At 66.8% G+C, this 25,332-nt stretch carries 24 protein-coding genes and 2 pseudogenes; 10 read left to right on the top strand and 16 right to left on the bottom strand.

The genetic code is table 11. The features are described from left to right. Positions 1–132: 132 nt before the first annotated feature. The gene (locus tag C7T91_RS09215) at positions 133–468 is read right to left on the bottom strand and encodes a helix-turn-helix domain-containing protein (RefSeq protein ID WP_236638135.1); all 336 of its coding nucleotides are present in this window, start codon (positions 466–468) and stop codon (positions 133–135) included. Positions 469–552: 84 nt separating this feature from the next. Here C7T91_RS09215 and C7T91_RS35260 point away from each other — a divergent pair, with 84 nt between their 5' ends. Then, positions 553–771, top strand: coding sequence for a hypothetical protein (locus C7T91_RS35260; protein ID WP_236638134.1), 219 nt, complete (start codon positions 553–555; stop codon positions 769–771). A gap of 380 nt (positions 772–1,151) precedes the next feature. On the opposite strand, the gene C7T91_RS09210 is transcribed toward C7T91_RS35260, so the two are convergent. Continuing rightward, entirely contained in the window at positions 1,152–2,018 is an 867-nt protein-coding gene (locus C7T91_RS09210; protein WP_108258981.1) for an exonuclease domain-containing protein, read from the bottom strand. A gap of 82 nt (positions 2,019–2,100) precedes the next feature. Between C7T91_RS09210 and C7T91_RS09205 the strand changes: the two genes are divergently transcribed. Genes C7T91_RS09205 through C7T91_RS09195 form a run of 3 tightly spaced genes read left to right on the top strand, consistent with a single transcriptional unit; the run spans position 2,101 to position 3,115 of the window. After that, positions 2,101–2,280: a hypothetical protein gene (locus C7T91_RS09205; RefSeq protein WP_108258980.1), complete on the top strand. Its 180-nt coding sequence runs from the start codon at positions 2,101–2,103 to the stop codon at positions 2,278–2,280. Then, positions 2,280–2,501: a hypothetical protein gene (locus tag C7T91_RS09200; protein WP_108258979.1), complete on the top strand. Its 222-nt coding sequence runs from the start codon at positions 2,280–2,282 to the stop codon at positions 2,499–2,501. The genes C7T91_RS09205 and C7T91_RS09200 overlap by 1 nt, the downstream gene beginning before the upstream one ends. After that, positions 2,498–3,115, top strand: a complete 618-nt coding sequence (locus tag C7T91_RS09195) for a hypothetical protein (protein ID WP_108258978.1) — start codon at positions 2,498–2,500, stop codon at positions 3,113–3,115. The genes C7T91_RS09200 and C7T91_RS09195 overlap by 4 nt, the downstream gene beginning before the upstream one ends. A 410-nt stretch (positions 3,116–3,525) precedes the next feature. Here C7T91_RS09195 and C7T91_RS09190 read toward each other — a convergent pair whose 3' ends face one another. From C7T91_RS09190 to C7T91_RS09160, 7 genes are all read right to left on the bottom strand, one after another. After that, a complete protein-coding gene (locus C7T91_RS09190; RefSeq protein WP_108258977.1) occupies positions 3,526–5,025 on the bottom strand; it encodes a hypothetical protein in 1,500 nt (499 codons plus the stop codon). Positions 5,026–5,127: 102 nt separating this feature from the next. After that, positions 5,128–7,026, bottom strand: coding sequence for a biosynthetic arginine decarboxylase (gene speA, locus C7T91_RS09185; protein ID WP_108258976.1), 1,899 nt, complete (start codon positions 7,024–7,026; stop codon positions 5,128–5,130). A gap of 780 nt (positions 7,027–7,806) precedes the next feature. After that, the gene (locus tag C7T91_RS09180) at positions 7,807–8,070 is read right to left on the bottom strand and encodes a hypothetical protein (RefSeq protein ID WP_161555823.1); all 264 of its coding nucleotides are present in this window, start codon (positions 8,068–8,070) and stop codon (positions 7,807–7,809) included. 519 nt (positions 8,071–8,589) lie between these two features. Then, positions 8,590–9,267 carry an RraA family protein gene (locus C7T91_RS09175; protein WP_108258974.1) on the bottom strand — a complete coding sequence of 226 codons (678 nt, stop codon included), beginning with the start codon at positions 9,265–9,267 and terminating at the stop codon, positions 8,590–8,592. 14 nt (positions 9,268–9,281) lie between these two features. Then, a complete protein-coding gene (locus C7T91_RS09170; protein ID WP_108258973.1) occupies positions 9,282–10,571 on the bottom strand; it encodes a TRAP transporter large permease in 1,290 nt (429 codons plus the stop codon). Between the two features lies 1 nt (position 10,572). Continuing rightward, positions 10,573–11,073, bottom strand: coding sequence for a TRAP transporter small permease (locus C7T91_RS09165; RefSeq protein ID WP_236638133.1), 501 nt, complete (start codon positions 11,071–11,073; stop codon positions 10,573–10,575). 62 nt (positions 11,074–11,135) lie between these two features. Beyond that, positions 11,136–12,122: a TRAP transporter substrate-binding protein gene (locus C7T91_RS09160; protein ID WP_108258972.1), complete on the bottom strand. Its 987-nt coding sequence runs from the start codon at positions 12,120–12,122 to the stop codon at positions 11,136–11,138. Positions 12,123–13,540: 1,418 nt separating this feature from the next. Here C7T91_RS09160 and C7T91_RS35255 point away from each other — a divergent pair. Next, positions 13,541–13,905: pseudogene (locus C7T91_RS35255) on the top strand (IS5/IS1182 family transposase); the annotation flags it as partial. A gap of 187 nt (positions 13,906–14,092) precedes the next feature. On the opposite strand, the gene C7T91_RS09140 reads toward C7T91_RS35255, so the two are convergent. From C7T91_RS09140 to C7T91_RS09130, 4 genes are all read right to left on the bottom strand, one after another. Then, the gene (locus tag C7T91_RS09140) at positions 14,093–14,902 is read right to left on the bottom strand and encodes a creatininase family protein (RefSeq protein WP_108258968.1); all 810 of its coding nucleotides are present in this window, start codon (positions 14,900–14,902) and stop codon (positions 14,093–14,095) included. 122 nt (positions 14,903–15,024) lie between these two features. Beyond that, a complete protein-coding gene (locus C7T91_RS33450; protein WP_201742049.1) occupies positions 15,025–15,201 on the bottom strand; it encodes a hypothetical protein in 177 nt (58 codons plus the stop codon). Between the two features lie 5 nt (positions 15,202–15,206). Beyond that, positions 15,207–16,220: an L-2-hydroxyglutarate oxidase gene (gene lhgO / locus C7T91_RS09135; RefSeq protein ID WP_201742048.1), complete on the bottom strand. Its 1,014-nt coding sequence runs from the start codon at positions 16,218–16,220 to the stop codon at positions 15,207–15,209. Between the two features lie 241 nt (positions 16,221–16,461). Further along, on the bottom strand, positions 16,462–17,145 hold the full coding sequence (locus C7T91_RS09130) for an integrase core domain-containing protein (RefSeq protein WP_108258967.1): 684 nt from the start codon (positions 17,143–17,145) through the stop codon (positions 16,462–16,464). A 178-nt stretch (positions 17,146–17,323) separates the two neighbouring features. Here C7T91_RS09130 and C7T91_RS09125 point away from each other — a divergent pair. The 5 genes and pseudogenes from C7T91_RS09125 to C7T91_RS09105 form a co-directional block, all read left to right on the top strand. Next, positions 17,324–17,509 (top strand): annotated as a pseudogene (locus C7T91_RS09125) (ketopantoate reductase C-terminal domain-containing protein); the annotation flags it as partial. 13 nt (positions 17,510–17,522) lie between these two features. Then, positions 17,523–18,278 carry a class II aldolase/adducin family protein gene (locus C7T91_RS09120; RefSeq protein WP_108258965.1) on the top strand — a complete coding sequence of 252 codons (756 nt, stop codon included), beginning with the start codon at positions 17,523–17,525 and terminating at the stop codon, positions 18,276–18,278. Positions 18,279–18,466: 188 nt separating this feature from the next. Continuing rightward, positions 18,467–19,480 (top strand): TRAP transporter substrate-binding protein, encoded by a 1,014-nt coding sequence (locus C7T91_RS09115; protein WP_108258964.1) that lies wholly within the window; start codon positions 18,467–18,469, stop codon positions 19,478–19,480. Beyond that, positions 19,477–20,013 carry a TRAP transporter small permease gene (locus C7T91_RS09110; protein ID WP_236638131.1) on the top strand — a complete coding sequence of 179 codons (537 nt, stop codon included), beginning with the start codon at positions 19,477–19,479 and terminating at the stop codon, positions 20,011–20,013. The genes C7T91_RS09115 and C7T91_RS09110 overlap by 4 nt, the downstream gene beginning before the upstream one ends. Before the next feature lie 3 nt (positions 20,014–20,016). Then, the gene (locus tag C7T91_RS09105; protein WP_108258963.1) at positions 20,017–21,315 is read left to right on the top strand and encodes a TRAP transporter large permease; all 1,299 of its coding nucleotides are present in this window, start codon (positions 20,017–20,019) and stop codon (positions 21,313–21,315) included. A gap of 330 nt (positions 21,316–21,645) precedes the next feature. Here the strand turns inward: C7T91_RS09105 and C7T91_RS09100 are convergent, their stop codons facing one another. The 3 genes from C7T91_RS09100 to C7T91_RS09090 all read right to left on the bottom strand — a co-directional run bounded on the left by C7T91_RS09100 (position 21,646) and on the right by C7T91_RS09090 (position 24,554). Further along, entirely contained in the window at positions 21,646–22,089 is a 444-nt protein-coding gene (locus C7T91_RS09100) for a response regulator (protein ID WP_108258962.1), read from the bottom strand. 172 nt (positions 22,090–22,261) lie between these two features. After that, the gene (locus tag C7T91_RS09095; RefSeq protein ID WP_161555822.1) at positions 22,262–22,603 is read right to left on the bottom strand and encodes a response regulator; all 342 of its coding nucleotides are present in this window, start codon (positions 22,601–22,603) and stop codon (positions 22,262–22,264) included. A 10-nt stretch (positions 22,604–22,613) separates the two neighbouring features. After that, a complete protein-coding gene (locus C7T91_RS09090) occupies positions 22,614–24,554 on the bottom strand; it encodes a PAS domain-containing protein (RefSeq protein ID WP_108258960.1) in 1,941 nt (646 codons plus the stop codon). Positions 24,555–25,332 lie beyond the last annotated feature (778 nt).

Below are 25,332 nucleotides of genomic sequence, written 5' to 3'. Positions count from 1 at the left end.
CTCCTGTGTTAGGGGGACAGTATTAGGCCATTTGGCTTAATGCAAGAGAAAGTTAGGCCAAATGGCTAAACGCAAATTCTGTATTGCCCCGGCGCCCGGGAGATTGGTCGTGAATGACTCGAAAGGACATCCTCAGGTTGGCGTCTCTTCCCGATGTTGAGATGCCACTACTCCTGTCACTTGCCGCAGGATTAATTCTGCTTCGCTATCGGATAGCTTCTTGGCTTCGGCGGCTAGCTTCTCCTGGGGGCTAGATATCGCGGTTCCCGAAATAAAATCTTTAATTTCAACACCGAAATAGTCGCATATTGCCATGGCGTCGGAGAGCCTGATGCTTGCTCGATTACCTGTAAGGAATTTCGACAGAACGGACTGACTGACGCCGCAACCCTTTGAGAGTGCGAGCGCGGACAGGTTCCGGCGTGTTAATTCGGCGCGAAGCGCTTCGCGAAACTGCTCATCGGACATGCCGAATGGTATTTCGCCACTTGGCCTAACTCTACTAGCCATTTGGCCATTGCTAGGGTAGGCCAAATGGCCTAGCGTGCCGATATGACCAAGCCCGATGTCCATCAAGTGCTCCAGCAGGTGAAATCATATGCGGATGCCCGCGGTATCTCTGTGTCGACTGTTTGCCAGTATGCGCTGGGAAGCTGGAGGCAAGCAGAGAGGCTCCCGCGAAAACAGGAAGAGATCGACCGGGCGGTCGAGAAATTGCGCGCCTTCATGAAAGATAACCCAGCGCAGAGCGATGGGATCGTCGCCGAATGACGGGCTTCTGTAGCATCGCGAGCTTGCACGGCGGCTCCTCAACTCTGGACGGGGACGCGCCCGGCCGGATCAGCCCCGGGCCGCACAAGGCTACGCCTGCCGCGGATCCACGCCGAGTCAGGAAATCCGGAATCCTCCGGAAGGGGCGCTGCGGCCGCATGGACGAGCCGCAGCGCGGTCCGGCCGTCCGGTCTTGGGGAGAGGGCTGCCGGGTGCCTCGGAGAAAGGCGCAGGTCAATCAGACCACATGTCGGGTTCGCAAGTCGAGTTCCGAGATCCTGAATGCACCTTTTGACGCATGGTCAAGAGCGCGCGGCCGCCGGGATGCGGAGCGGCAGTTCCGCCTCGCGCGGTCGGTTGGGCCGCGCGGGGTGTTTGCGTCAGTCCTGGCTGACCAGCTGCAGGAAGTCTGCCTCGGTCAGGATCTTCAGATCGTGTCCGGCAGCGATCAACTCTTCGGCCTTGCGGTGCTTGGAGCTCTTGCTCTGGCCGGGCGCCATAAGCTTCGCATCCTGATTGCCGACCACGATGAAGCCGACCTTCTTGCTGACGCTTCCCTTGATCTCGAACCCGACTTCTGCAGCCTTTTCCATGGCGTCGCCCCTTGGAAGGCTCAGGGCGCCGGTGAAGACCATGAGATTGCCAAAGAAGGTTCCGTCAGGATTCGGCGGATGATCCTTGCCGGAAGCAGTTTCGAACCGGGGCCGGATGCTGCGCTTCATGCGCGCGGGCCAGTCAGCGAGCGCAATGCCGGTGTCCTCGATTGCTCGGAGCATGATCAGTGCGGCGACGCGGGCATCCTCACCAGCGTCGTGGTGGTCGAAGGTGATGCCGAAGGTCTTCGCGATGTTGCTGAGGCCATAGCCGGATATGCCGAACTGATCCGGCCAGGCGCGCCGTGCGATGCGCATCGTGTCGATCCAAGTGATCGGCGGCAGGGTCAGGCCGTGCGCTTCGGCGGCGCGCGTCAGAGCGGTGCGGTCAAACGGCGAATGGCTCACGACATGGTTGCCGGAGAGGGTCTCAAGCAGTTCCGGAAGGACGATGCCCAGCTTGGGTGCGCCTTCGACGTGATGGGCTTCGATCCCGTGGATGAACGTGTTGTACGGGTCGAAATGCGTTTGCGGGTCCACGAGCTCGGACGTTGCGGAGATGACCGCTCCGGCGTCGACCTTGGCGAGGCCGATTTGGCAGATCGACGACTGGTCCGGGTTCGCGGTTTCAAAGTCGATCGAGAAAAAATCCATCCCTTTACTTTCCTTAACAGATTCCGGTTGCCGCACCTGAGCACATCAGCGCGCCGGGAGTCGACTGCGACAGGAGGCGCCCATGCAGCGGCATGACGACGACACCCTCGGCCATATGGGCCAGACATCAAGCGGCGGCAGCCCGTTTCTGGGGCTCGCCGCGGTCGCGGTGTTCTGGGCCTTCGTGATCCTGCTGGTTCAGTTCGCATGGGTCGTCCGCGGCCTCGATTGGACTGCCTGGCTCGGCATGGTGCTGCTCTGATGGCCCGGGCGGTTCAGGTGACGGAAATCAGCCGCGCGCAGGATGATGCGGATCTGGCGATCCTCGACATGGTGCGGTGTGGTTGGAGCTTCGGGCAGATCGCCACGGCAACCGGCAAGACCCGTAACGCGGTCTCCGGGATCGTCTGCGGGGTCCGGCGGCAGGACCTGAAGTTCTCGGGCGAGCCGCGGGATGCAGTGCTGGCGGGGTATCGGGCATGAGCGCACGGACGCTGAGCGCGGTGCCGACCGCGGTCGATGACATCCCGGAATATCCGATCGAGAAGGGCGAGCGGCTGGAAAGCCATTCCTTCTTCCAGTTCCACCACAACCGCTACCTGAACAGCGACTTCTTCAGCCTGGCCGATTGGGAAGTGCAGGGCGTCGCCCTGGCGCTGTGGTCCCTGTCGCGGCTGCAGGACCCGGTCGGCACGCTGCCGACCTCGCCGAAGCTGCTGATCGCCAAGCTGCCCAGGATGACGCTGGAGGCGTGGGAGGGGCTGATGCGGCGCGATCCGAACCCGCTGCACGGCTGGGTTCAGTGCCGGGTCGGGTCCGAGATCCGGCTGATGCACAGCGTGGTCACCGAGGTCACCCTGGAAGGGCTCGCCCGGCATACGGCCAATGACGACAAGAAGAAGGCCGATGCCGAGCGCAAGCGCATGGACCGGCTCAAGGCGACGGTGGCCAAGCTCGGCCATGCGAAGCTGGCCGCGAACGAGATGTTCGTCCTGCAGCTCGACGAGCTCCTGAGGGAGACCTACCCCTCGGAGAGCCGGACCGCGGGACGGGTCAAGGAGGCGATGGAACGCCTCGGAGTTGCCAACCTCATCTGAAGACGGACGCGTCCGAAACTGTCCGCCGGACAGAATTGGACGTCCTCGGACGGAAAAAACTGTCCGCTCTATGACAAGACAGGAGACGAAAGGAAATGACACGACACTACACCATGTCGCGCCGACCTTGCCGTCCTGACCTGTGGATAAGTGGAACTTGCTGAGAGAAGGGCCGAGCATGGAACGACAGGACCAGGAAGCAGGCGAGAAGCGGGTGAAGGCGGTGCTGATCGACCCGCTGGTGCGGCGCGGGCTCAAGCGGCCCGGCGGCGAAAAGGTGGCCGTCTTCGAGGACGGGCTGCGGGAGATGTGCCAGCGCCTGGCCTACATGTCCGAACTGAACCTCGCCGGGCTGGCCGAGGAGATCTCGGCGCGGCCGGGCGGCCGGAACGGCGACCAGTTCTGGCAGATCAACCGGATCCTGAACCGGGCCGCCGAGATCGAGCCGCCCGCTGACAGCGCCTCGCCGCTCTTGCGCGCGGTGTTCTCCAACGAGCTCGGGCAGGGCGCGCTGCGCGACGGCTGGGCGCCGGAGCTGCGCAAGGTGGTGCGCGAAGCCGCCGCAGACCGGCAAGCCCGCCCAGCCCGCCGGCCAGCAGCAGGACCGGCGCCGGCAGCGGCACCGGCGGCATGTCGGGCACGAAGACGGTGACCGGCGTCTGGGTGATGGTGACATTGGCGGCCAGCGGGTCGAAGTCGGTCAGCGAGATCCCGGTCACGAAGGCGGTGGCATCCGACGGATCGAGCATTAGCGCGACGTCGATGCCGCTCAGCGCGAAGCTGCCGACCGGGGCGGAGAAGACATGGGTCGCGCCCGCCAGCAGGACATAGTCGTTGCCGCCATAGCTCAGAACATAGCTGCCGTCGCCGTCGGGAACGGCCACGAGGCTCGGCGCGGTGACCGAATGGAACGCGGCGCCGGTGACCTCGTAGGTATAGCCCACGGCGATGTCGGGATCGATGAAGAAGGTCTCCATCGGCACCAGCTCGACGACCGGGATCACGAAGTCGAAGGCCGGAACCTCGTCGCCCGAGGTGGCGCTCGGCAGGATCGGGTTCGATTCCGAATCCCCCGCGACCGGCGGCTCGCCATTGCCGAAGATCGTGGTGGTCACGAAGCTGCCGGAGCCGCCTGCCGCCAGCTGGTAGCTGGTCCCCAGCGACACGGTCACGTCGTAGGTTTCGTCGGTCACGCCGTCGCCGTCCAGATCCTCGGCAACGGTGTTGCCCAGCGGCAGGTTCAGATCGCAGCAATGGTCGACCGCATAGCTGATGCCCTGTGCCCCCTCGCCGGAGAGGGTGATGCCGATGAAGGTATCCTCGGCGGTCTGCCCGTCGAGCACGTCGGTCTGGTAGACGACGATATTGCCGGCCATCGAGGTCACGCCGCCGCCATCGGCCAGCGACTGGTCAGTCAGGTAGAGATCGCCATCGAGATAGCGGTACATCTCGAAGGAATTCGCCACGTCGGCGGTGTTCTCGATGACGAAGCTCTGGGTCAGGACCGAGCCGGTCTGCACGCCGTCCTCGATCGCATCGGCGACGGTCTGGGTCAGCGTGAAGGCGAGGTTGTTGACCGAGAAGGTCGAGACCATGGAATTCGCCGTCACGGACAGGGTGCTGGCCCCGGAGGCGACACCCGAAATGCCGTAATTGGCCTGATAGGGCGACACGGTGGTGAAGCTGTCGTAGATCACCGAGCCCGATCCGATGCTGCCAGCCGGATCGAAATAGGCGCTCGCGATGAAGCCCATCGCATCCACCTCGACGGAGACGTCGCCGTCGCCGCTGCCGTTCGACAAGGTGTAGTAGCCCAGCGGGATCTCGGCCGTCACCGCGAAAGCGGCGCCGGGCAGGACCACCCCGGCGAGCAGGAGGGCAACCTGGCGGCTGCCGGAGAAATCAAGCATCTCTGAATTCCTTGGGTTGAAAAGCTGCCCCAAGGTTAATATTAAACTTCTCCGGCAGGGATCAGGGAAAACCCGACTTGATTTCGCCGAGTTTCCCTTTGGTCACTCGAAATAGGTATAGCCGCCCAAGCTGTCCTTGTAGGCCGCGATCAGCGCCTTGCGCTCGGCCGAATTCACCGTGCCGCGGGCGACGGCGCGTTCCACCGTCTTGCGGAAATCGGCCAGGATGTCGGCGGGATCGTATTCGACATAGCTCAGCACCTCGGCGATGGTGTCGCCCTCGGTCTCGTGCTCGATGTTGAATCCGCCGTCGCCGGTCAGGCTGATCGTCACCACGTTCGCGTCGCCGAACAGGTTGTGCAGGTCGCCCAGCGTCTCCTGGTAGGCGCCGACGAAGAACACGCCGATATGGTAGGGCTTGTCCTCTTCGAGGTCGTGGACGGGAAGCGACTTGTGGATGCCGTCGCCGAGGATGAAGCTGTCGATCTTGCCGTCGCTGTCGCAGGTGATGTCGGTCAGCACGGCGCGGCGCGTCGGCGTTTCGTCCAGCCGCTGCAGCGGCATGATCGGATGCAGCTGGTCGATCGCCCAGACATCCGGCAGCGACTGGAACAGCGAGAAGTTGCAGTGGTAGTAGTCGACGATGCTTTCCATCGCTTCCGACAGAGCCTCGCCCGCGCCGTTTTCCTGGATCACGGTGTGGATGCGCTTGACGATGTAGAGGAAGCAGCGCTCGGCGGTGGCGAGCTGGCCGATGTCCAGCTGGCCGCGGCGGAACAGGGCGCGCACCTCGTCGCGGTAATAGACCGCGTCGTTGAAGCATTCCTGCAGCCGGCCCGGCTTCACGTAGTCCTCGATCGCGACCATGTCGGGCAGGAAGTGATGCTCGTCGCCGGTCAGGTCCGGGCGCTGCGGCACGCCGTAGAGCGTTGCGTCGAGCACGTCGAAGATCAGCATCGAGCTGAGCGCGACGACATAGCGGCCCGACTCGGTGACCAGCGTCGGATGCGGGTGGCCGGCCTCGTCGAGCGCATAGCCCACGGTTTCCACGATCGCCGCGGCGTATTCGTCCACCGTGTAGTTGACCGAGTTCTCGCTGGCGCGCTTCTCGCCGGTATAGTCGACGCCGAGCCCGCCGCCCATGTCGAGGAAGGCGAGCGGCGCGCCGAGGCGGCGCAGTTCGGTGTAGAAGCGGCAGGCCTCGGTCACGGTGCGGCGCACGTCGATCACGTTCGGCACCTGCGAGCCGAGGTGGTTGTGCTGCAGCACCAGGCAGTCGAGGAAGCCGGTCTCGCGCAGCCGGTCGACCAGCGTCACGATCTGGTCGGCGCCGATGCCGAAGGACGACCGGTCGCCCGAGGAGGACGCCCATTTGCCGGTGACGACCTGGGTCAGCTTGACCCGCACGCCGAGCATCGGCTTGATGCCCAGCTCTTCCGAGACGCGCTTGACGATCTCGAATTCCTTCAGGCTTTCCAGCACGATCACCGTGCGGAAGCCGAGCTTCAGGCTGAGGATCGCCAGCCGGACGAATTCGTCGTCCTTGATGCCGTTGCAGATGATCAGGCTCTCGTAGCCCAGCGGCTGCGCCAGCGCGACGATCAGCTCGGGCTTCGAGCCCGCCTCGAGCCCGTAATTGTAGGGCTGGCCGGCCTGGACCAGGCGGTTGACCACCTCGGCCTGCTGGTTGACCTTGATCGGGAAGACGCCGCGGTACTCGCCCTTGTAGCCGTTCGCGGCGATCGCGCCGTGGAAGGCCTCGTTCAGGCGGCGCAGGCCGATATTGAGGAAGGACTCGACGCGCAGGAGGATCGGCGTGGCGATGCCGCGCTCGTTCAGCCCTTCGATGATCGAGGGCAGCGAGACCGGCACGGCCTGGCCTTCCGGGGCCGGATCGGCAACGGCAACGTCCCCGTTCGGCAGCACATGCACCAGACCCTGGCCCCAGGCGCTGACGCCGTAGAGGTCGGTTGCGGTCGAAGCGGTCTGATTGTCTTCCATGCGAGACTCCCCGATGCCTGAGAACTTGGCGCACGCCATACTTCATTCTCGGGACAACACAAGGGAAGGTTAAGGGTTTCAGGCAATTCGTCCCGCGCGGCGAAAAGCCGGGAGGCCGCGGCAGAATTGGCCAGCTTCCTGGCCAATTTTCCGAAAAAATCGCAACCGTCCCGGCTGTCGGCGGATATCAGCGCCCGCGCTGCAGCACCCGGACCTGGCATTCGGAGAGCAGCCGCGCCGTGTCTTCGGCGGTGCAGAGCCGGGTCGCCGGCGTCATCACCGCCGCGCAGGCCGCGGCCGTGCCGTGATGCAGCGCCGCCTCCAGCGTGCTCGGCCTGCGCATCGATTTCGCCGCGGGCCTGCGCCAGGGTTTGCTCCAGAGCGTCCTGCTCGGATTGCAGCGCCGCCTCGCGCGCGGCGGCGTCCTGCAGGTCCTGCGACTGGCTTTCGGTTTCGGCGCGCAGATTGGCCAGCAGCGTCTCGCGCGCCCGCGCCTCGTTGCCGGCCTCTTCCAGATCGGCATCCAGCCGCGCGACGTCATTCGACAGGTCGGCGCTGCGCGCGCGTTCCAGCCCCAGCGCCTCGGACAGCGTTTCGAGCTCCGCGCCGAGCTGGTCGAGCTCGCTTTCCTGCCCCGAGATTTCCTCGGACAGGAGCGACTGCATCACCATGAAGATGGTCAGAACGAAGAACAGGACCAGCAGCAGCCCGGTCATCGCATCGACGAATCCCGGCCAGATCGAGGCCTGGAAGCGGTTGCTGCGGCGGCTCAGCGCCATCTCAGCGCGGTCCTTCGGCGCCGGTTGCCTGCTCGATCACCCGGATCAGCCGTGTCAGGTCATGGCGCAGCTCGGACACGCTTTCCTGCCGTCCGGCATTGATGTCCTCCATCAGCCGCAGCAGCTGCACGTCGATGCTGCGCAGGCGCATCCGGGTCTCGGCATCGGGGCCGTCCTCCTCGGCCTCGCGCTGCGCGGCAAGCGATTCCAGCACGGCGGTCAGGCGCTCCTGCCCTTCGGCGACGCGGTCCATGGTGGCGGCCATCCGGGCTTCGCCCTCCATCCGCGCGGCCAGCCTGTCGAGCGCGGCGCCGAGCCGGGACGGGAGTCCGGGATGCCGATGGCATGATCCGCCATCTTCGCCANGGCGCAAGCACGCGCAGCCCCTCCCGCGGCGTTGCAGGCCCATGGTGAAGACGGCGGCCGCTCCTGCTCACTCGCGGTCCGGTCGAGCTGGGCAGACACGATCCGGCCGCCGCCGTCTGTTGCCCGCCGTGCATGGCGGGCAACAGACGGCCCCGAACAGGAACGACGGACCCGGAAACTCATGAGACAAGGGCATGAACGTGAATGCTCCGAGCGAATGCGCGAATGGCCGGTTCGGCGCGCCGCGTGCCATCATCGCCGGCAAGCTGCGCAGCCATGCCAACCCGTCTCGCGGATCGGCGCCCGGGGGCAGAGCACCGGGCGCATGACGGCCCGAAGGCATGGGTCCGCGGAGCCGGGCATGGGTCCGCGGGCGCCCTTCCCCGGCCCGGCGCAGGGCGCCGCGCCGGGACCAGGTTCACTTTGCGCGCTTCGCCTCGACCATCTTCGTCGCGCCGGAGAGCTGGCCCAGATGGGTGCCCGCGGTGACCTTCGGCTCGTTGACCTTGCTGGCCGCGGTCTTCTGCTCGCCGATCTCGAGCACCTCGTCGAGATCCTCGGGCGCGATGAAGAGGATGCCAGTGTCATCGGCCAGCACCGCATAGCCCGGAAGGGCCGCCGCGCCGCCGATCGAGACCGGAACGTTGAAGCCGCCGCCGGTGTCGTAGAGGCGGGTGGTGACCGGCGAGGCGCCGCGCGACCACATCGGGAACTGCTGCTCCTCGATTTCCAGCGTGTCGGTATGCGGACCGTCGACGCAGCCGCCGTCGAGCCCGATCATCGCCGCCATCCGGGTCACGCCGCCGCCCCAGCAGGCGTATTTGGTGTCGCCCAGACGGTCGACCGCCAGGAAATAGCCCGGGCCGCACTCGCTGAGGCAATGGTGCAGCAGCGTGGAGTCGAGCCCCGGGATCGCCAGCGTGGCCAGGGTCGAGGCGACGGTCTTGCCGCGAAGCACCGGCTGGATCGCCGGAGTGGCGAAGCCGAAATGGTAGAAATGGCCGATCGTCGCGGTTTCGAGCTTGGCCAGCCGGTCGAGCTTCTCCTGCGGAATCTTCGGCGGCATCGGGTTGAGCTTGTAGACAAGGTTGCTCACGGGGAACTCCGTTCTCAGTTGGATTGCGGACCGAGGATCAGGTCCGGCAGGAAGGTGACCACGCCGGGGACGTAGGTCAGCAGGATCAGCACCGCGAAGAGCGGCAGCAGGAAGGGAAGCACCGCCATCGTCACCTTCTCGAAGCGGACGCGGCCGACCTCGGAGACGATGTAGAGCCCGATGCCCATCGGCGGGGTGGCGATGCCGATCAGCAGGCCGAGCTGCATGATGATGCCGAAATGCACCCGGTCGATGCCGTAGGCGTCGATCACCGGAAGCAGCGTCGGCACCAGGATCAGCTTGGCGGGCACGCCCTCGACGACGCAGCCGACGAGGATGATGAAGACCAGCAGAAGCCCGAGGAAGACGTTCTTGCTGTCGGTCAGGGCAAAGGTCGCATCGGCCAGCTTCTGCGGCGCCTGATCGATGGCCAGGAGCCAGCCCATCGCGATCGAGAAGGCGATGATGATCATGATCACGGCGGTCATCATGGCGCTGTCGGACAGGGCGTCGAGGAACTTGCGCAACGTCAGCTCCTTGTACCAGATGCCGAGCCCGATGCAGTAGATGCAGGCGAGGACGCCCGCTTCGGTCGCGGTGACGAAGCCGAACATGATCGACCCGAGGATGATCGCCGGTGCGAAGAGCGCCAGGAAGCCGTGCCGCGCGCTGCCCGCAACCTGGCGCACGGTGGCGCGCGGCTGGGTCGGGAAGTCGCGGAACTGCGCCACGAAGCGCACATAGAGCATCAGTGCCAGACCGACGATGATGCCCGGCACCAGCCCGGCGAGGAACATCCGTTCGATCGACTGCTGGGCGAGGAAGGCATAGAGCACCAGTCCGATAGACGGCGGGATCAGCGGGCCGATCACCGAGGAGGCGACGGTGACGGCGGCGGCGAAATCGCCCTTGTAGCCCGCCGCGCGCATCGCCTTGATCTCGATCGCGCCGAGCCCCGCGCAGTCGGCGACGGCGGCGCCCGAGATGCCGGCGAAGATCATGGAACTCAGGATGTTCACCTGCGCCAGACCGGCGCGCAGATGGCCGACCAGCGCATTGGCGAAGGCGAAGATGCGCTCGGTCACGCCGGTGACGTTCATCAGGTTGCCGGCCATGATGAAGAAGGGCACGGCGGTCAGCGAGGCCTTGTTGACGCCTTCGAGCATCTGCTGCGGGATGATCTGCAGCACGCCGGAGAAATCCGAGGTCAGGAAGGTCACCAGCGTCGAGACGCCGATGGCGATGGAGATCGGCACGCGCAGCAGGATCAGCGCGAGGAAGGAGCCGAAGAGGATATAGGCCATGTCAGGTCTCCGGGTGATGCTCGGTGAGGTTTTCCGGCAGGCCCGCGGCCATCTTGCCGATGTCGATCAGCGCGGAGATGCAGATCAGGAAGGCGGAGACGAAGAGCGGGATCGACAGCGCCTGGCGCGGCAGTTCCTCTCCGCCCGGGAAGATCGCGCCGTCGACCACGCCCGAAGAGGTGGCCAGCACCGTCGGAAAGAGCTTCAGGAGCACCACGCAGAGGATCAGCGCGCAGAGATCCGACAGGAGCCGGGTCGCCGGATAGCCGTATGGCCCGAGATGGTTCGCCAGGAAGTCGATGCGCACGTCCTTGAGCCGCGCGACGACGGCGAAGAAGCCGAAGAAGCTGAGCCAGACGAAGAACACCATCGTCCAGGGCCAGATCCAGTAGGCCGAGAACCCGAAGGGACGGCCGATGATCGTGACCGTCGTGAGGCCGAGCATGACGATCAGGCAGGCATTCGACAGCCACATGAACGCGCCGCCCAGGCCCCAGTTCATCCGGTCTGCAAGAAGGAGGACTGCTTGCAGCCCTCCTTTCGGGGATACCTCGCGGAAGGCGATCATTCGGTGCGCGCCGCCTCGACTGCATCCATGTAGCCCTCGGGAAGCTCGCCGGAGGCCGCCATCTCGTCGTAGAAGCTTTTCATCGCCTCGACGAAGGGCGCGGTGTCGAGCTCGACATAGGTGGCGCCGCCTTCGACCATGCGTTCGATGCTCTCGTCGGCGACCTGGAACATGACCTCCTGGCTGTATTCGCCGGCCTCGTCATAGGCCTTCAGCAGCCCGGCCTTCACGTCCTCATCGAGCGCGTCATAGGCCTTGAGGTTCATCATGAAGCCGATCGACTGCCAGTATTCGTCATGGCGCGAGATATAGGGAGCGACCTCGTTGAAGCGCATCGACTCGACCAGCGCGATCGGCGAGTTCACCGCCTGCACGATGTCCTTCTGGACGGACTGGTAGACCTCGGTCCAGGGCAGCGTGATCACCTCGGCGCCCAGATGGTCCCAGGAGGCGATGGCCAGCTTGTCGGGATGCATCCTGAGCTTCAGCCCGTCGATGTCCCCGAGCCCGTCGACCGGAGAATTCGACACGATGACGCGGAACGGACCGCGCAGCACGGCGGTCGGATCGCCGAGCGGCCCCACGCCGGAAATGCCGGCGGCCTTGTCGAACCAGCCCTTGACCAGGTCCGAACCCATGAAGCGCTGCCAGTGGGCATAGTCGTCGAAGACGAAGGCCGGGGAGATCCAGCTCAGCTCGGGCGCCCATTTGCGCATGTAGCCGAAGCCCTCGGCATAGATGTTGACCACGCCCGCCTGCATCTGCTCGAGGATCGCGTCTTCCTTGCCGAGCTGCTCGTTCGGGAAGACCTGGATGGTCAGTTCGCCGCCGGTATATTCCTCGGTCAGCTCTGCGAATTTCGCGAAGACCTGGCCCTCGGGGCTGTCGACCGGCATCTTGGTGGCCATGCGCCAGGTCTCGGCGGAGGCGCTGCCGGCGGCGAGCACGAGGGCGAGGGCGGTCAGGTTGCGGAAGATGTTCATTCAGGGCTCCTTGTTGGCGGCGGCGGGTCTGGCGCTGCCCGCTTTCCGGAAAGTCTGGGCTTGCGGAGCCGATCAGGGCAAATCGAAAGAATTTTCGCCCCGATCAGCGGAATTTTGGCCGGGGCCGCCCGAAGCCCCCGCCGCGGCCATCCGGCGCGGGCGCCCTCGATGGCCATCTCCGCGCGGAAGAGCTGCACCGCTTCGCCAACGGAGGCCGTCTCCAGCCCGGAACAGGTGGTTCCCTCCGCGCCGGGCGCTCTGTCGGCTCTTCGCTGAAGGTGTCGGCCTCTGCATGGACGCGCATCCGCCCGGCCTCCACGTCCTCGCCGAGCGCGATATCGGGCACAATCACGTTGAAGAGCACCGCCTCCCCCAAGGTGCCCGGCGGGAGCGCGGCCTCGGCGATGCTCTGCCGGACCGGCTGCCAGGGCTCGGTCCAGAGCAGCGTGACGGCCTCGGCCCCAAAGGCGACCGGGACGCGATGGCCAGTTTGCCTCCGCAGCGTCAGCCCGTGCATGTCTCCGGGCCCGTTCGCCGGGCGGGTCGACACCATGGCGGGAGACGGGCCGCGCGGCACGGCGCCCGAGACTTCGGCGGCCTGCCGAACCGGCCCACCACCGGCTCCGAATCCATGACGCACCGCCAGCGGTCGCGGCCGACGCAGAGGCCGCAGAACGAGATACAGCCCAGCTCCGGCGCCGGTTTGCGCATGCCGCCGAAGTCCCCGGCACAGATGTTGACCACGCCTGCCTGGATTTGCTCTAGGACGGCGCCCTCCTTGCCGAGCGGCGCGTTCGCGGAGACCTCGAGGGTCGGCACGCCGCCTGTGCATTCCCCGGACAGCCCGGCGGCCATCCGCCAAAGCTCGGCCGGAGCATTGGGCATTGTTGCAGAACGCGTCGGTTCCCGGGATTCACGGTTTGAAGCCGCTGGGTTAAGGCCCGCCATGACGAACTGGATGTCCGGCAGCGAGCCGTTGCTGCGCCATTGGCCCGAACGCAACGGCGAACGCCCTGAGGCGGCGCAGGTCGCTTCTGGTCTGGCCGGACCGGGACATGACCTGGCTCACGCCAAGAGGCGGCAAGCCGGGGCGCCCGCCCGTCTGTTCCGACTGAGGAGGATCAGCAGACGGTCCGAGGGAGCCCGGGCCGGCCCCGCCAGCGGCAAATTCTCCGGCGGAGGGGTTGAGCCCGGACGGGCGGCCCCTGGCCGACGAATGAGCGGCTGGCCCAAGCGCGACCCCGCCGCCGCCAATGCTGCGAGGTCCACCTGCAACGGACACACCTCCAGCCGCGAGGGCGGCAGCCCCATTCGCCGGAGAAACGCCCCCGGGATCGTTCCCTGATCCTCCTCAGCCCCGCACCTTCGCGGCCAGATCCCGGAGGAAAGAAGATCGGCACCGTCACCGGCGAGTTGCCATCGGTCCGGACACGGCTGGCGGCGCCTTTGACGCCCGTCGGTGCCATTCAGCGATGCCGACGCGCTGCGGCTCGGGGATCATCCCCACCAGGAAGACCGGAGGCCTCTGGAAGGACGGCTGCCCGGCTGTGCCGGCGCGCAACGACATCCTGCGGGCGACCAGCCGACTGGCGCCGATGATCCGGAGGCGGTGGTCCGGCGACCACGTCCGGATCCCGATCGAGGCAGGGATGGGACACCTCAAGTCGTTCGGCGAACGGATCGCCTCGGGGGGGGCGACCGGCAGACAGCCGAAATCCGCATCGTTCGCGGCTGCGCTCGGAGCGCTGGCGCTTGCGGTTCAATCATGAACCGCGTCAACGCCGGGCGCGAACGCGTGGCCTGTCCCCAATCCGGGGATAGGGGGCATCACGTCCCGAAGATGGCTTCGGCCGCAATGCCGGGGCGATGCCCCGGCGAAAATCGGGCGGCCTGGCCCGGGATACGGAAAAATGCCATCGCTCCCCTGACGTGGCGCCGGACCGCCCTGCGGACCGTCCGGCGCTGCAGGATCAGGCCACGAAGCCCTTGGAGACGTGGTCGCGGATCAGCCCGGCGCCGACCTCGGCGAGACGTGCCGAGAGCTTGGCGCCGGTATCGGCCGAGCTGTTCTTCGGATGGCCGCCGCGGATGCCGTGCGGCGCTGCTTCGGCGGCTTCGATCGGCATCTGGATCGGCACGCCCTCATAGGAGGTCTCGGCGAAGCCCGCGACCTGCATGCCCATGAAGGTCAGGTCGGCGGGGGCCGGGTCGGTCATCAGGTCGAGGCGCAGGATCTCGGGGTAGTAGTGCAGGCCGATCGAGGTCAGCGGGTCGCCGCCATGGCCCGAGCTCGCCGCCGCGCCTTCGGGGCCGAGAATGTCCTTGAGGATGCCGTAGGCGGCCTTCCACAGGTAGAAGGCGGGCAGGATCACGCCCTTGTCGCGCCAGCGCAGCGCCACCTCGTTCAAGGGCGCGACATTGCCGCCATGGCCGTTGACGAAGAGGATCTTGGTCAGCCCCTGCCGGGTCAGCGACCAGATCATGTCGTCGAGCACCGCGCAGAGCGTGCCGTGGCTGAGGCTCATGCCGCCATGGGCCGACTGGAAGGCGTCGCGGCCGCCGAAGGGGATCGGCGGGGTGACGAAGGTCGGCACGCCGAGCTCGCGGGCCTTGCGGGCGATGTCATGGGCGACGCATTCGGCGCCCAGATAGTCGCCCATCGGCGCATGGACGCCCTGGTCCTCCAGCGAGCCCATCGGGATCAGGATCACCGCCTCGTCGGTGAGAAACTCCTTGGCTTCGGCAGAGGTCAGCTCGGCCAGCTTGATCTTGTCGGTCATTGCACTTCCTTTCGGCCGCCGCGGCGGCGGTCTTTCCCTGGATGCAAGATGGCCGGCAGGCCCCCGGTCCTGTCCAATCGAATTAATTTCTCCCGCGGATAAATTTCTTCATGGCAAGAGGCTCAGGCCGCTGTTCCGAAGAGCTTTCCCGCGATCATGTCGCCGATCGGCAGGGCCGAGGTGGCGGCCGGCGAGGGCGCGTTGAGCACATGCAGCATCCTTGCCGTCTCGCCGAAGAGGAAGTCATGCTGCATCGTGCCGTCGGCCATCACTGCCTGGGCGCGGATGCCGCACTCCATCGGCGTCAGGTCGGCCAGCTCCAGGCCGGGACAGTAGCGGCGGCAGCCTCGAGATAGCGGCGGCGGAACACCGAGTTGCCGATCTCGTCCAGCCCGGGCCGGATGTTCCGCGCGATGGATTTCCAGAAGCCCGCAAAGCGGAAGGTCTCCGCCATGTCCCTGAAATCGAGCGACCATTTGGCATAGCCCTCGCGGGCGAAGCCCAGCATCGCGTTCGGGCCCACCGAGACCGAGCCGTCGATCATCGGCGTCAGGTGCACGCCGAGAAAGGGCAACCCGGGTTCGGGCACCGGGTAGATCATCGCGCTGACAATGTCCGAGCGGCGCGGCGCCAGCCGGTAGTATTCTCCGCGGAACGGCACGATGCGGTGGCTGATCTGCAGCCCCGCCATCTTCGCCACCCGGTCGGATTGCAGCCCGGCGCAGGCGACAAGGCGGCGGGCCCTCAGAAGCTCGCTGCCGGTGTCGATCTCGACATGGCTGCCGGTCTCGCGGATCGCCTGCGGCGCGGCGCCAAAGCGGATCTCGGCCCCCTGCCCGCGCAGCTCGGCCGCCAGCGCCCCGAGCACCGCCGTATAGCTGACGATGGCGGCGGCGGGCACCCAGATCGCCGCCAGCCCGGTGATTTCAGGTTCGCGCGCGCCGATCTCTTCGGCGCCGATCATCTCGGTCTCGATGGCGTTTTCCTTCGAGCGCACATGGAGCGCCTCGAGCCGCGGCAGTTCCTCGTCGCGGGTGGCGACGATCAGCTTGCCGCGGTTCTCGAAGGGGATGCCATGCTCGGCGCAGAATTCCTTGGTCCGTGCCGCGCCCTCGCGGCAAAGCTGCGCCTTCAGGCTGCCCGGCGCGTAGTAGATGCCGGAATGGATCACGCCGGAATTGTGCCCGGTCTGGTGGCGGCCCAGCCGGTCCTCCTTTTCCAGGAGGAGCAGAGAGGCGCCGGGACGTGCGGCCAGGATCGCCCTGGCCGTTGCCAGCCCGACGATGCCGCCGCCGATGATGCAGAAGTCATAGGTCATGGCACCATTCACGCCGCCCGGGCTCGCGGACGCAAGAAAATAGTCGCCCCCCGGACCAAGGGCCCGGCGTCCCGCGCGTTCCTGACTTGCAGCCTGACGGGGAGACTGCCATGGTCCGCTTTCTGCCCGCCGCCCTGCTTGGGCGCTGTTGCGAAAATCGGCTGATGGCCGCAGTTCCCCTTTCCCGGACACTTATCCTGCGGCCACCGTCGGTGTTTTTCAAGTTTGTTGTCACCGATGTCTATTTTCCGGCTGCGCACTCTCCCGTCCCGGCCATGGGGCCGCCGCCGACTGCTTCCGTGTCGAGCGCGTCGGCGGCCCCATGGCCTCGCGGCATCTCGTCAGGCCGGTCCGGGTTGAGCCAGACGGAGCCGATCGCGGTCCAGAGCCGCGTGCCGCCTGACCAGCGCTCTGGCCGCGCCGCCCGGGCCATCTCGCAGACCTGGCGGCGCTTTTCCAGCAGAGCCCGGTGCTCGCCACAGTGACGCTGCTCGGGCGTGACGAAGCGGATGGCGCTGTGGCGGTGCGCGCGGTTGTGCCAGCCGACGAATCCCTGGACCCAATCCCGCGCCGCCCCGATGCTGGCAAAGCCGCGCGGCGGCCAGCCGGGCCGGTACTTGCAGGTCCGGAACGGCGCCTCGGAGAAGGGATTGTCATTGCCCACCCGCGGCCAGCCGTAGGACGCGGTGATGCCGAGCCGCTCCATCGTTGCCTTCATGGTCGCGCCTTTCATGCGTTGCCCGGCAGGGCATCGCCCGGCAATGCCCGAGAGAGGACTTCCATTGTCCGCATGCAAAACCAGCGGGTTGGTGACGCATTTCTCTGCCCAGACGGCCCGCTCGAGCAGTGCGGCCGCATTCTCCGAGGACTCGCGCTCGTGGACCTCCCAGCCGGTGACCTTCCGGCTCCAGAGGTCGGTGATCATGCAGAGAAGCGTTGTTGCACAAAGATGCTCCGGGATTCACTTCGTGAATCCAATGTAGTAGCGGGCTTGCATGAGCAGACCGCCTAAGCTGACCGACAAGACCACCAACTGGCCCGCATAGCGAGCCGGTGAGGCGCTCGCCGCCGCCTGGGGCGCGCGGGTCTCGGTCTCGGACAGGCTCGGCGCCAAGCTGGCCAAGGCCGGCGATTTCCGCACCTCGATGCTGCAGGATGCCGAGGCCGGCCGTCCGCTGGAGCTGGCCCCGATCGTCCATGCGCCCCTGGAGCTGGCCGAGGCCCGCAACATTTCCATGCCCGAAACCCGGCGCCTGCTGGCCGACCTGACCGCCCGCCGCGCCGCCTGATCCGGAGACCCGCATGACCGTCCAGACCCCCGACCTGATCAAGGACAAGACCGAGGCGGAGCTGCGCGTCCAGCTCGCCGATTTCTACCACCTGGTCAGCTATCTCGGCTGGACCGAGCTGATCTTCAACCACATTTCGGTGCGGGTGCCGGGCGAAGGCCATGCCTATCTGGTGAACCCGTTCGGGCTGCATTACGACGAGGTCACGCCCGAGAACCTGATCAAGGTCGGCGTCGACGGCCGCAAGATCGAGGACAGCCCTTATGACGCGAACCCCGCGGGCTTCGCGCTGCACGGCGTGATCCACGAGCACCGCGCCGATGTCGGCTGCGTCGCCCATACCCACACCACCCCGATCAGCGCGATCACGCTGAAGGAGGGCGGCTTCGAGCATGACAGCTTCTACGGCGCGCAACTGACCGGGCGGGTCGGCTACCACACCTTCGAAGGCATCACGCTTTACGACGAAGAACGTGCGCGGATGCTGGCAAGCTTGGGCGACAAGCATGTGCTGGTGCTGCGCAACCATGGCATCGCGGTCTGCGAGGCGGACATTCCGCGGACCTTCATGCTGCTCTGGACCGTGCAGCGCGCCGCCGAGATCCAATGCGCGGCCAATGCCCTCCCGGGCGCCAACACGCCGCTGCCGGTCGAGACCCAGATGAAATGCGCCATCGACGCCAAGCGGCTGATCGACGGCGCGCGCTTTGCCGAGCTGCTGTTCGACGCGATGGTCCGCAAGATGAAGCGCGACCAGGGCCGCGGCTGATCTGACCGGGCGGGCTTCGCGGCCCGCCTTTTTTGCGGGCGAGCTGCCTTCCATGCGGCAGGCGCGGCCCGATCCCGAGCGGTCCGGAACGAAGACCGCCGGGGAAACCGTGCGGCGCGGGCGGAAAGGGCGGAAAGCTCTGCCGTCGGCGCCAGACGACAGTTTCGACGAATGAACAGGGAAACCCGATGATGATCACCCGCCTGGCCGGAACGGCCCTCGCCCTTGCCCTCTCGCTTCCCGCCCACGCGGAAACCAAGCTGACCGTCGCGAACTGGCTGCCGCCGTCGCATCCGCTGGTCTCCGAGGTGATCGTGCCGATGACCGAGCAGATCAAGGAGGCCACCGCCGGCAATGTCGCGCCGATGATCCTGCCCGCGCCGCTGGGTCCGCCGCCCGCGCATTTCGACTTTGCCGTCAACGGCGTCGCCGACATCACCTTTGGCGTGCAAGGCTATTCCCCAGGCCGGTTCAAGACCACCAACCTCGCGGAGTTGCCCTTCCTCGGCGACAGCGCCGAGGCCATGTCGGTCGCTTATTGGCGCACCTTCGAGGCGATGCTGCAGGAGGCGGGCGAATATGACCAGGTCAAGGTGCTGGCGGTCTTCACCCATGGCCCGGGCGAGATCTTCATCCGCGACGGCGACGTCGCTTCGGCCGACGTTCTGACCGGCACCAAGCTGCGCGTCGGCGGCGGCATCGTCCACGAGGTCGCCACCACGCTCGGCGCCGTTCCGGTCGAGGGCCCGTCCTCCAAAGCCTATGAACTGCTGAGCCAAGGCGTCGCCGACGGCATCCTCTTCCCCTACGAGTCGGTCAATTTCTTCGGCCTGATCCCGCAGCTGAAGCAAGGCATCTCGGTGCCGGGGGGGCTCTACAACACCTCCTTCTACATCGTCATGAACAAGGCGAAATGGGACAGCCTCAGCCCCGAGGACCAGGCGGCGATCGACGGCGTGACCGGCGAGGCGCTGGCGCGCATGGCCGGCCAGATGTGGGACCGTGCCGATGCCAAGGGGCTCGCGGCGATGGAGGGCAAGCTGACGGTGACGCCCGCCACCGACGCGCAGATCGACGCCTGGCAAACGGCGCTGCAGCCGGTGATCGACGTCAAGCTGGCGGAAGTTGCCGAGACCGGCATCGACGCAGACGCCGCGCTCGCCATGTTCCGCGGCGAGATCGCCAAGGCGGCCGCCGAATGAAGCACAGCCCCGCCGACACGATGGCGCGGGGGCCCGAGGCGGCGATGTCGCCCGGGCCGGGCCATGCGCTCTGGCCGCGGCGGCTCCTGGCAGGGCTCTGCGGCGCGATTCTCCTGGCGATGATGGGGCTGACCGTGGTGGACGTGGCCGGGCGCTACCTGTTCAACAGCCCGCTCAACGGCGCCACCGAGCTGACCGAGCTTCTCCTGGTCTCGGTCATCTTCCTCGGCCTGCCCGCCGTCTGCCTCGATGACGAGCAGGTGACCGTCGACCTGCTGGTCTCGCGCCTGCCCGCGCGGATCCAGCCCTGGCGCAAGGCGGCGCTGGCGCTGGTCTCGGCCGCCGTGCTCGGCGTGGTGGCCTGGCGGCTCTGGCTGCACGGCGATCAGATCGCCGGCTACAACGCGGTGACGAACTCGCTGCGCATCCCGGTCGCGCCCTTTGCCTGGGGCACGGCGCTATGCACCGCCGCCTCGGTGCCGGTGACCCTCTATGTCGCCTTCCGCGACCTCGCCCAGAGCCTCAGGAGCTGATCCATGGACCTCCTCGCTTCCTGGCCCGCCGGCATGGGCGTGTTCTTCCTGCTCGTCCTCCTCGGCATGCCGATCGCCTTCGCGCTCTGCGCCATCGGCGTGATCGGCACCGCCGCGGTCATCGGCTGGACGCCGGCGCTGTCGCTCCTGTCGACGACCTTCTTCGAGCAGGGCCGCGCCTACAACCTGTCGGTGCTGCCGCTCTTCCTGATGATGGGCAATTTCGTCGTCCAGTCGGGCATCGCCCGCGATCTCTACGACGCCGCCCATGCCTGGCTGCGCCACCGCAAGGGCGGGCTCGCGATGGCCACGGTGATCGCCTGCGGCGGCTTCTCCTCGGTCTGCGGCTCGTCGATGGCGACGGCGGCGACCATGTCGAAGATCGCCCTGCCCTCGATGCGCCGCTTCGGCTATCCGGACGATCTGTCGACCGCCTCGATCGCGGCCGGAGGCACGCTCGGCATCCTGATCCCGCCTTCGGTGATCCTGGTCTTCTACGGGATCATGACCCAGCAGGACATCGGCAAGCTGTTCCTCGCGGGCATCATCCCCGGCATCATCGGCGTCGCGGGCTATGCCGCCGCCGTCGCCATCTCGGTGCGCTGGCGCGGCATCGATCTCGCCACCGAGCCGAAGCTGCCGCTCGGCGACCGGCTGCGCGCGCTGAAAGGCACTGCCGGGGCGATGATCCTCTTCGTCTTCGTGATGGGCGGCATCTATCTGGGCGTCTTCACCCCGACCGAGAGCGCGGGCATGGGCGCGGCCGGGGCGCTGCTGCTGACGCTGATCTCGGGCAAGTTCACCCTCCGTGGCGCTTTTGCAACGCTCTTCGACACGGCGAAGACCACGGCGATGATGTTCCTGATCCTGTTCGGCGCGCTGACCTTCACCAATTACGTCAATCTCTCGGGCATGACCGCCGACATGCAGGCGCTGGTGACGGTGTTCGGCGACAATCCCCTGGCGGTGATCCTGACGATCCTGGCGATCTACCTGGTGCTCGGCTGCGTGCTCGAGGGGCTGAGCATGATCATGCTGACCGTGCCGATCTTCTATCCGGTGGTGGCGGCGCAGGGCTTCGACCTGATCTGGTTCGGCATCTTCGTCGTGGTGATCACCGAGATCAGCTACATCACGCCGCCGGTCGGCATGAATGCCTTCGTGCTGCGCTCGGTGGTCAAGGATGTCGATCTGCGCACCATCTTCCGCGGGCTCGGCCCGTTCGTGGCGATGGACGTGCTGCGCGTGGCGCTCCTGTTGGCGGTGCCGGGGATCGTGCTGCTGCTGCCCTCGCAGATGTAGCCCTGCCCCCCCGCAAATGCAGCTCCGGGGCTGCCATCTTCCGGGATGGCAGCCCTGCCTTCATTGCATGGCCAAAATGCGCCAGACGCGGCGCTGCGCACCGTCGCGCGCGGTTGTGCAGATATCGGGGATGCAGAAAAAAAGAAGCGCGGTGACCCAGGGAGGAGGAGGGGCCACCGCGCAATTCCAAGGCTCAGGGAGGAGGAGGAGCCTTTGGAAACTGGTCCGGACGTTGCCGTCCGATGACCTTCATATGCGTGTGCAGCCGCAGAATCGCAAGACACGGTTCATCACAGCCGCGTTGCACTGAGTGCATGGCTTGCCCGCGGGTCAGATGCGGCCGAGTTCTTCGCGCTCGCGGTCGAGCATCAGGTTGATCGCTTCGGGGCTGAACGGCTTCATCAGGCTGGGCCCCACCGACAGGTCGCGGGCGCGGGCCATCAAGCTGGCGGTGACCACATGGGCCCCGTTGACGCCGGTCGCAAAGCGCAGCCGCATCGGCCGGTCGAAGGCGGCAATCGCGGAAAGCGCCCCGCTGCAATCCATGTGGATCAGATCGGCATCGATCAGCAGAAGCACCGGCTCGGGGCCGTCGCAGAGCGCGCCGGTCAGCGCGCCGTCATCGCGGTAGACGCAGCATTTCCAGCCATGGGCCTCGCCGAAAGCCACCAGCACCTCGGCAATTCCGGCATCCGGCTCGAGGATGACGAGCCGCGGCGGCTCTGCGCTCCTGGCCTTGCCCGACGCATCGGAAAAGTCCTGTTCTTGCGTCAACGTGCCCAAAGCATCAGCTTTCCCAATCAAGGGCCGCCCAAATTTGCAGTTTCCGGGCCCCGCTGGAGCCGAAGCTACCACCCGAGGCGCCGTAGCGTCAACTTTGTTTGATTTTCGCACGCATACGAAACCTTTCGGAAACGATCCGAAACGATTCGCAGGCGCAAGGGGCTCAGCAGAGCCGGTCAAGCGCGGCGGTCAGGGCCTTCTCGTGGATCGGCTTCGACAGGATCGTGTTGCCGCGGAACTCCGGCGGAAGCTGCGCCGCCCCGTAGCCGCTGGCGAAGACGACGATGCCGCCGGCCTGTTCGACCCGGCGGGCGATCTCGAAGCTGGTCTCGCCATGTCCCAGATTGACGTCCAGTATTGCCAGCCCGACCTCTTTCTTCGAAAGCAAATCGGCCGCCGAGCGGATGGTGAAGGCGGTGGACACATCGGTATAGCCGTTATCCGCCAGCATGTCGGCCATGTCGATCGCGACGAGCACTTCGTCGTCGAGGCACAGGACCGGCATGGTTTTCAGGTCAGATCGGGCTTGGGGCAATCCGTGTGGCATTGTCGTATGGCATCTCGATGGTACAGGTAAGTCCTTTGGCATGCCAGTCGAACGCAAGTCGACCCTCCAAGGTTCCCTCGATCATGGCATGAATCAGCGTGGTGCCGAACCCCTTCCCTTCGGGCGGCGCGACACCGCCCCGGGTCGTCTCGGTCCAGATCAGCCGCAACAGGTCGCCCTCGCCCTCGTCGACCCGCATCCAGCGGATGTCGAGATGCTCGCCCTCGGGCGAAAGCGCGCCGTATTTCGCGGCATTGGTGGCCAGCTCGTGCACGGTCAGCCCGACCGCGAGGCTCGCCCGCGCGTTCAGCCGCAGCTCCGGCCCATGGGTGGTGATCAGCTCGGGGCCGTAGACGTCGTGCAGCTCGGGGCGCAGCAGGTCGGTGATCTTGGTGGATTGCCAGTTCTCGGCGGTCAGCAGCCCATGGGTGCGCGCCATCGAGTCGATCCGCTCCGACAGGGTGCGCAGCACCAGATGCGGCTCGCGCGGGTCGCGCTTGGCACGGTTGACCAGCGCCTTGACGTTGGCCAGCATGTTCTTCACCCGGTGCTGCAGCTCCAGCATGATCCGGCGCAGCTGCTCCTCGGTGGTGCGCTGTTCGGTGATGTCGCGCACGTTGCAGCCGATCGCGGTGACCGTGCCGTTGCCGCCGAGCGGGTAGAAATCGACGATCCAGGCCCGGTCCCCGTCCGGGAAGGCCGGGGTGGAGGCGGCGACTTCGAGCCCGACCACCTGCTCGCCGGTCGCCGCGACGCGGTCCATGGCGTCGAGCACCTCGCGCGGGACGGAGGGAAACAGCACCTCGACCCGGCGGCCGATATGGGCTTCGGCCGGCATCCCGTTCAGCTCGGCCAGCGTCGCGTTCACCTTCTGGAAGCGGCGGTCGAGATCGAACTGCGCCATGCCGATCGGGCTGGCGCTGTAGAGTTCCTCGACCTCGCGCAGCCGCCGCTGGGCCTCCTCGCGCGAGGCTTCCGCCTCGGAGGCATAGCGGCGCAGGTCGGTGACGTCGACCAGGGTGAAGACCACGCCCGCGGCGGTGCCGGTCTCGTGGCGGCTCGGCGCGATGCGGGCGATCAGGCTGCGCTCCCCATCCTGGGTCGGCAGCTCCATCTCGTCGAGCTGCCCCGAGATCAGCGCGGCGCGGCAGCCTTCGACCAGGTCCTCGACCGGGATCACCCCGGCGATGTCCTCCAGCGGACGGCCGATATCGGTCTCGGCGAAGCGGAAATATTCCAGCGCCCGCGGCGTGAAGCGGCGCAGGTGCAGGGCATCGTCGAGGAAAACCGTCGCCAGCCCGGTCGACTCGACGAAGCCCGACAGGTCGCCGTTCACCGCGTTGAGCTGGGCGATGTTGGTCTGCAGCTCCTCGTTGATGGTCGAGAGCTCCTCGTTCGAGGATTGCAGCTCCTCGTTCATCGACATCATTTCCTCGTTGGAGCTCTTCAGCTCCTCGTTCGAGGTCTCCAGCTCCTCCACGGTCGAGCGGATGGTCTGGCGGGCATCGTCGAGCTCGTTCTCCAGCTCGCGCACATAGGCGTCGTCGCGCGCCGCGCTCGCGGTCAGCATCAGCGCCTCGGGGTCGCCGTCGCCCAGATGCTCGAACAGCACGTATTTCTCGCCCGAGGCCAGCCGCTGCGAAGTCAGCCGCATGTGGCGCGGGACGCCGCGGATCTCGGCGGTCACCTCGGCCGCGACCGGCCCGGCCCCCTCCGCCTCCTGGTGGTTCAGCAGACGCCGCACGGTGCCGACCAGCGGCTCGACAGCCAGCGACACCAGATCGTAGCGCTGGTCGCCCGAGGGCACGCGCAGGTAGTCCTCGGCACCGGGCGCGGCATAGCTGACCGCGTTCGACGGCGTCAGCACCACATAGGGCGGCACATGGCGTTCGAGGATCGCGCGCTCCACCTGGGCGCGCGCCGCCGCCGGTCGTCCGCTGGCCGGTCCGCCCGGATGCCTCCCTGCGCGCCTTGGCCATGCCCGGATGCCGGTTCGCGGTCCGGCCCGCGCCGGTCTGGCATCGGGTGGAGACCGTATGGCGGAGGGATTTCCGGCGCGGCGTCCGTGTCCCCCGGTGCTCCAGACAGCTCCGCTCCGGTTCAAGGCGGAGGCAGGCCCGTGGGGCCGGCCTGCGGTCGCGAAATCACGCAGCCTTTCCCGGCATTGGCGCCATGCAGCCGGGCCGGTGCGCTGCTTGCGCAAACCCGATGACCGGCTTCGGCGGCCAATTGGATTGGTTCCGCTCGGAGGTCTCCCCGCCTCAGGTCCCGTCCGAGCGGGTGAGCCGGGCAGGCTTGTTGGTCCGCGGGGCGGGGCATCGGTTGGCCGGACTAGGCGCCGGAAATCTTCAAGAGGACAGGGTTCGGCCGGGAACAGGCGCGGCTCTGGCCGGATGGCAATCTGTGTTCGGCTGGACCTGCGCTCGGCGTCCCGCCTGTTGTGCCGGGGCGATGCCGGCTCACGGGCAAAGCGCCGTCCGTCCTCGCGTCAACTGCTGCGGCAGGGGGGGGCGGCGCCGCCTGTTCCTCCATCCCATCGGACAATTCAGGGGGGCGTTGCCGGAACATGCCGGGTCCGGCCCCCTCCCGGGACGGGCCATCGCGATCTGCTGCCGGTCAGCGGGCGGCACCGCTCCCGGCGCCGGACTGCGGTGTCCGCATGGACCGGCGCCCAGGGTCGGGTCCGG

This window comes from Mangrovicoccus ximenensis (assembly GCF_003056725.1).
GTDB lineage: Bacteria > Pseudomonadota > Alphaproteobacteria > Rhodobacterales > Rhodobacteraceae > Mangrovicoccus > Mangrovicoccus ximenensis.
This window is presented reverse-complemented; position numbering and strand designations above follow the sequence as displayed.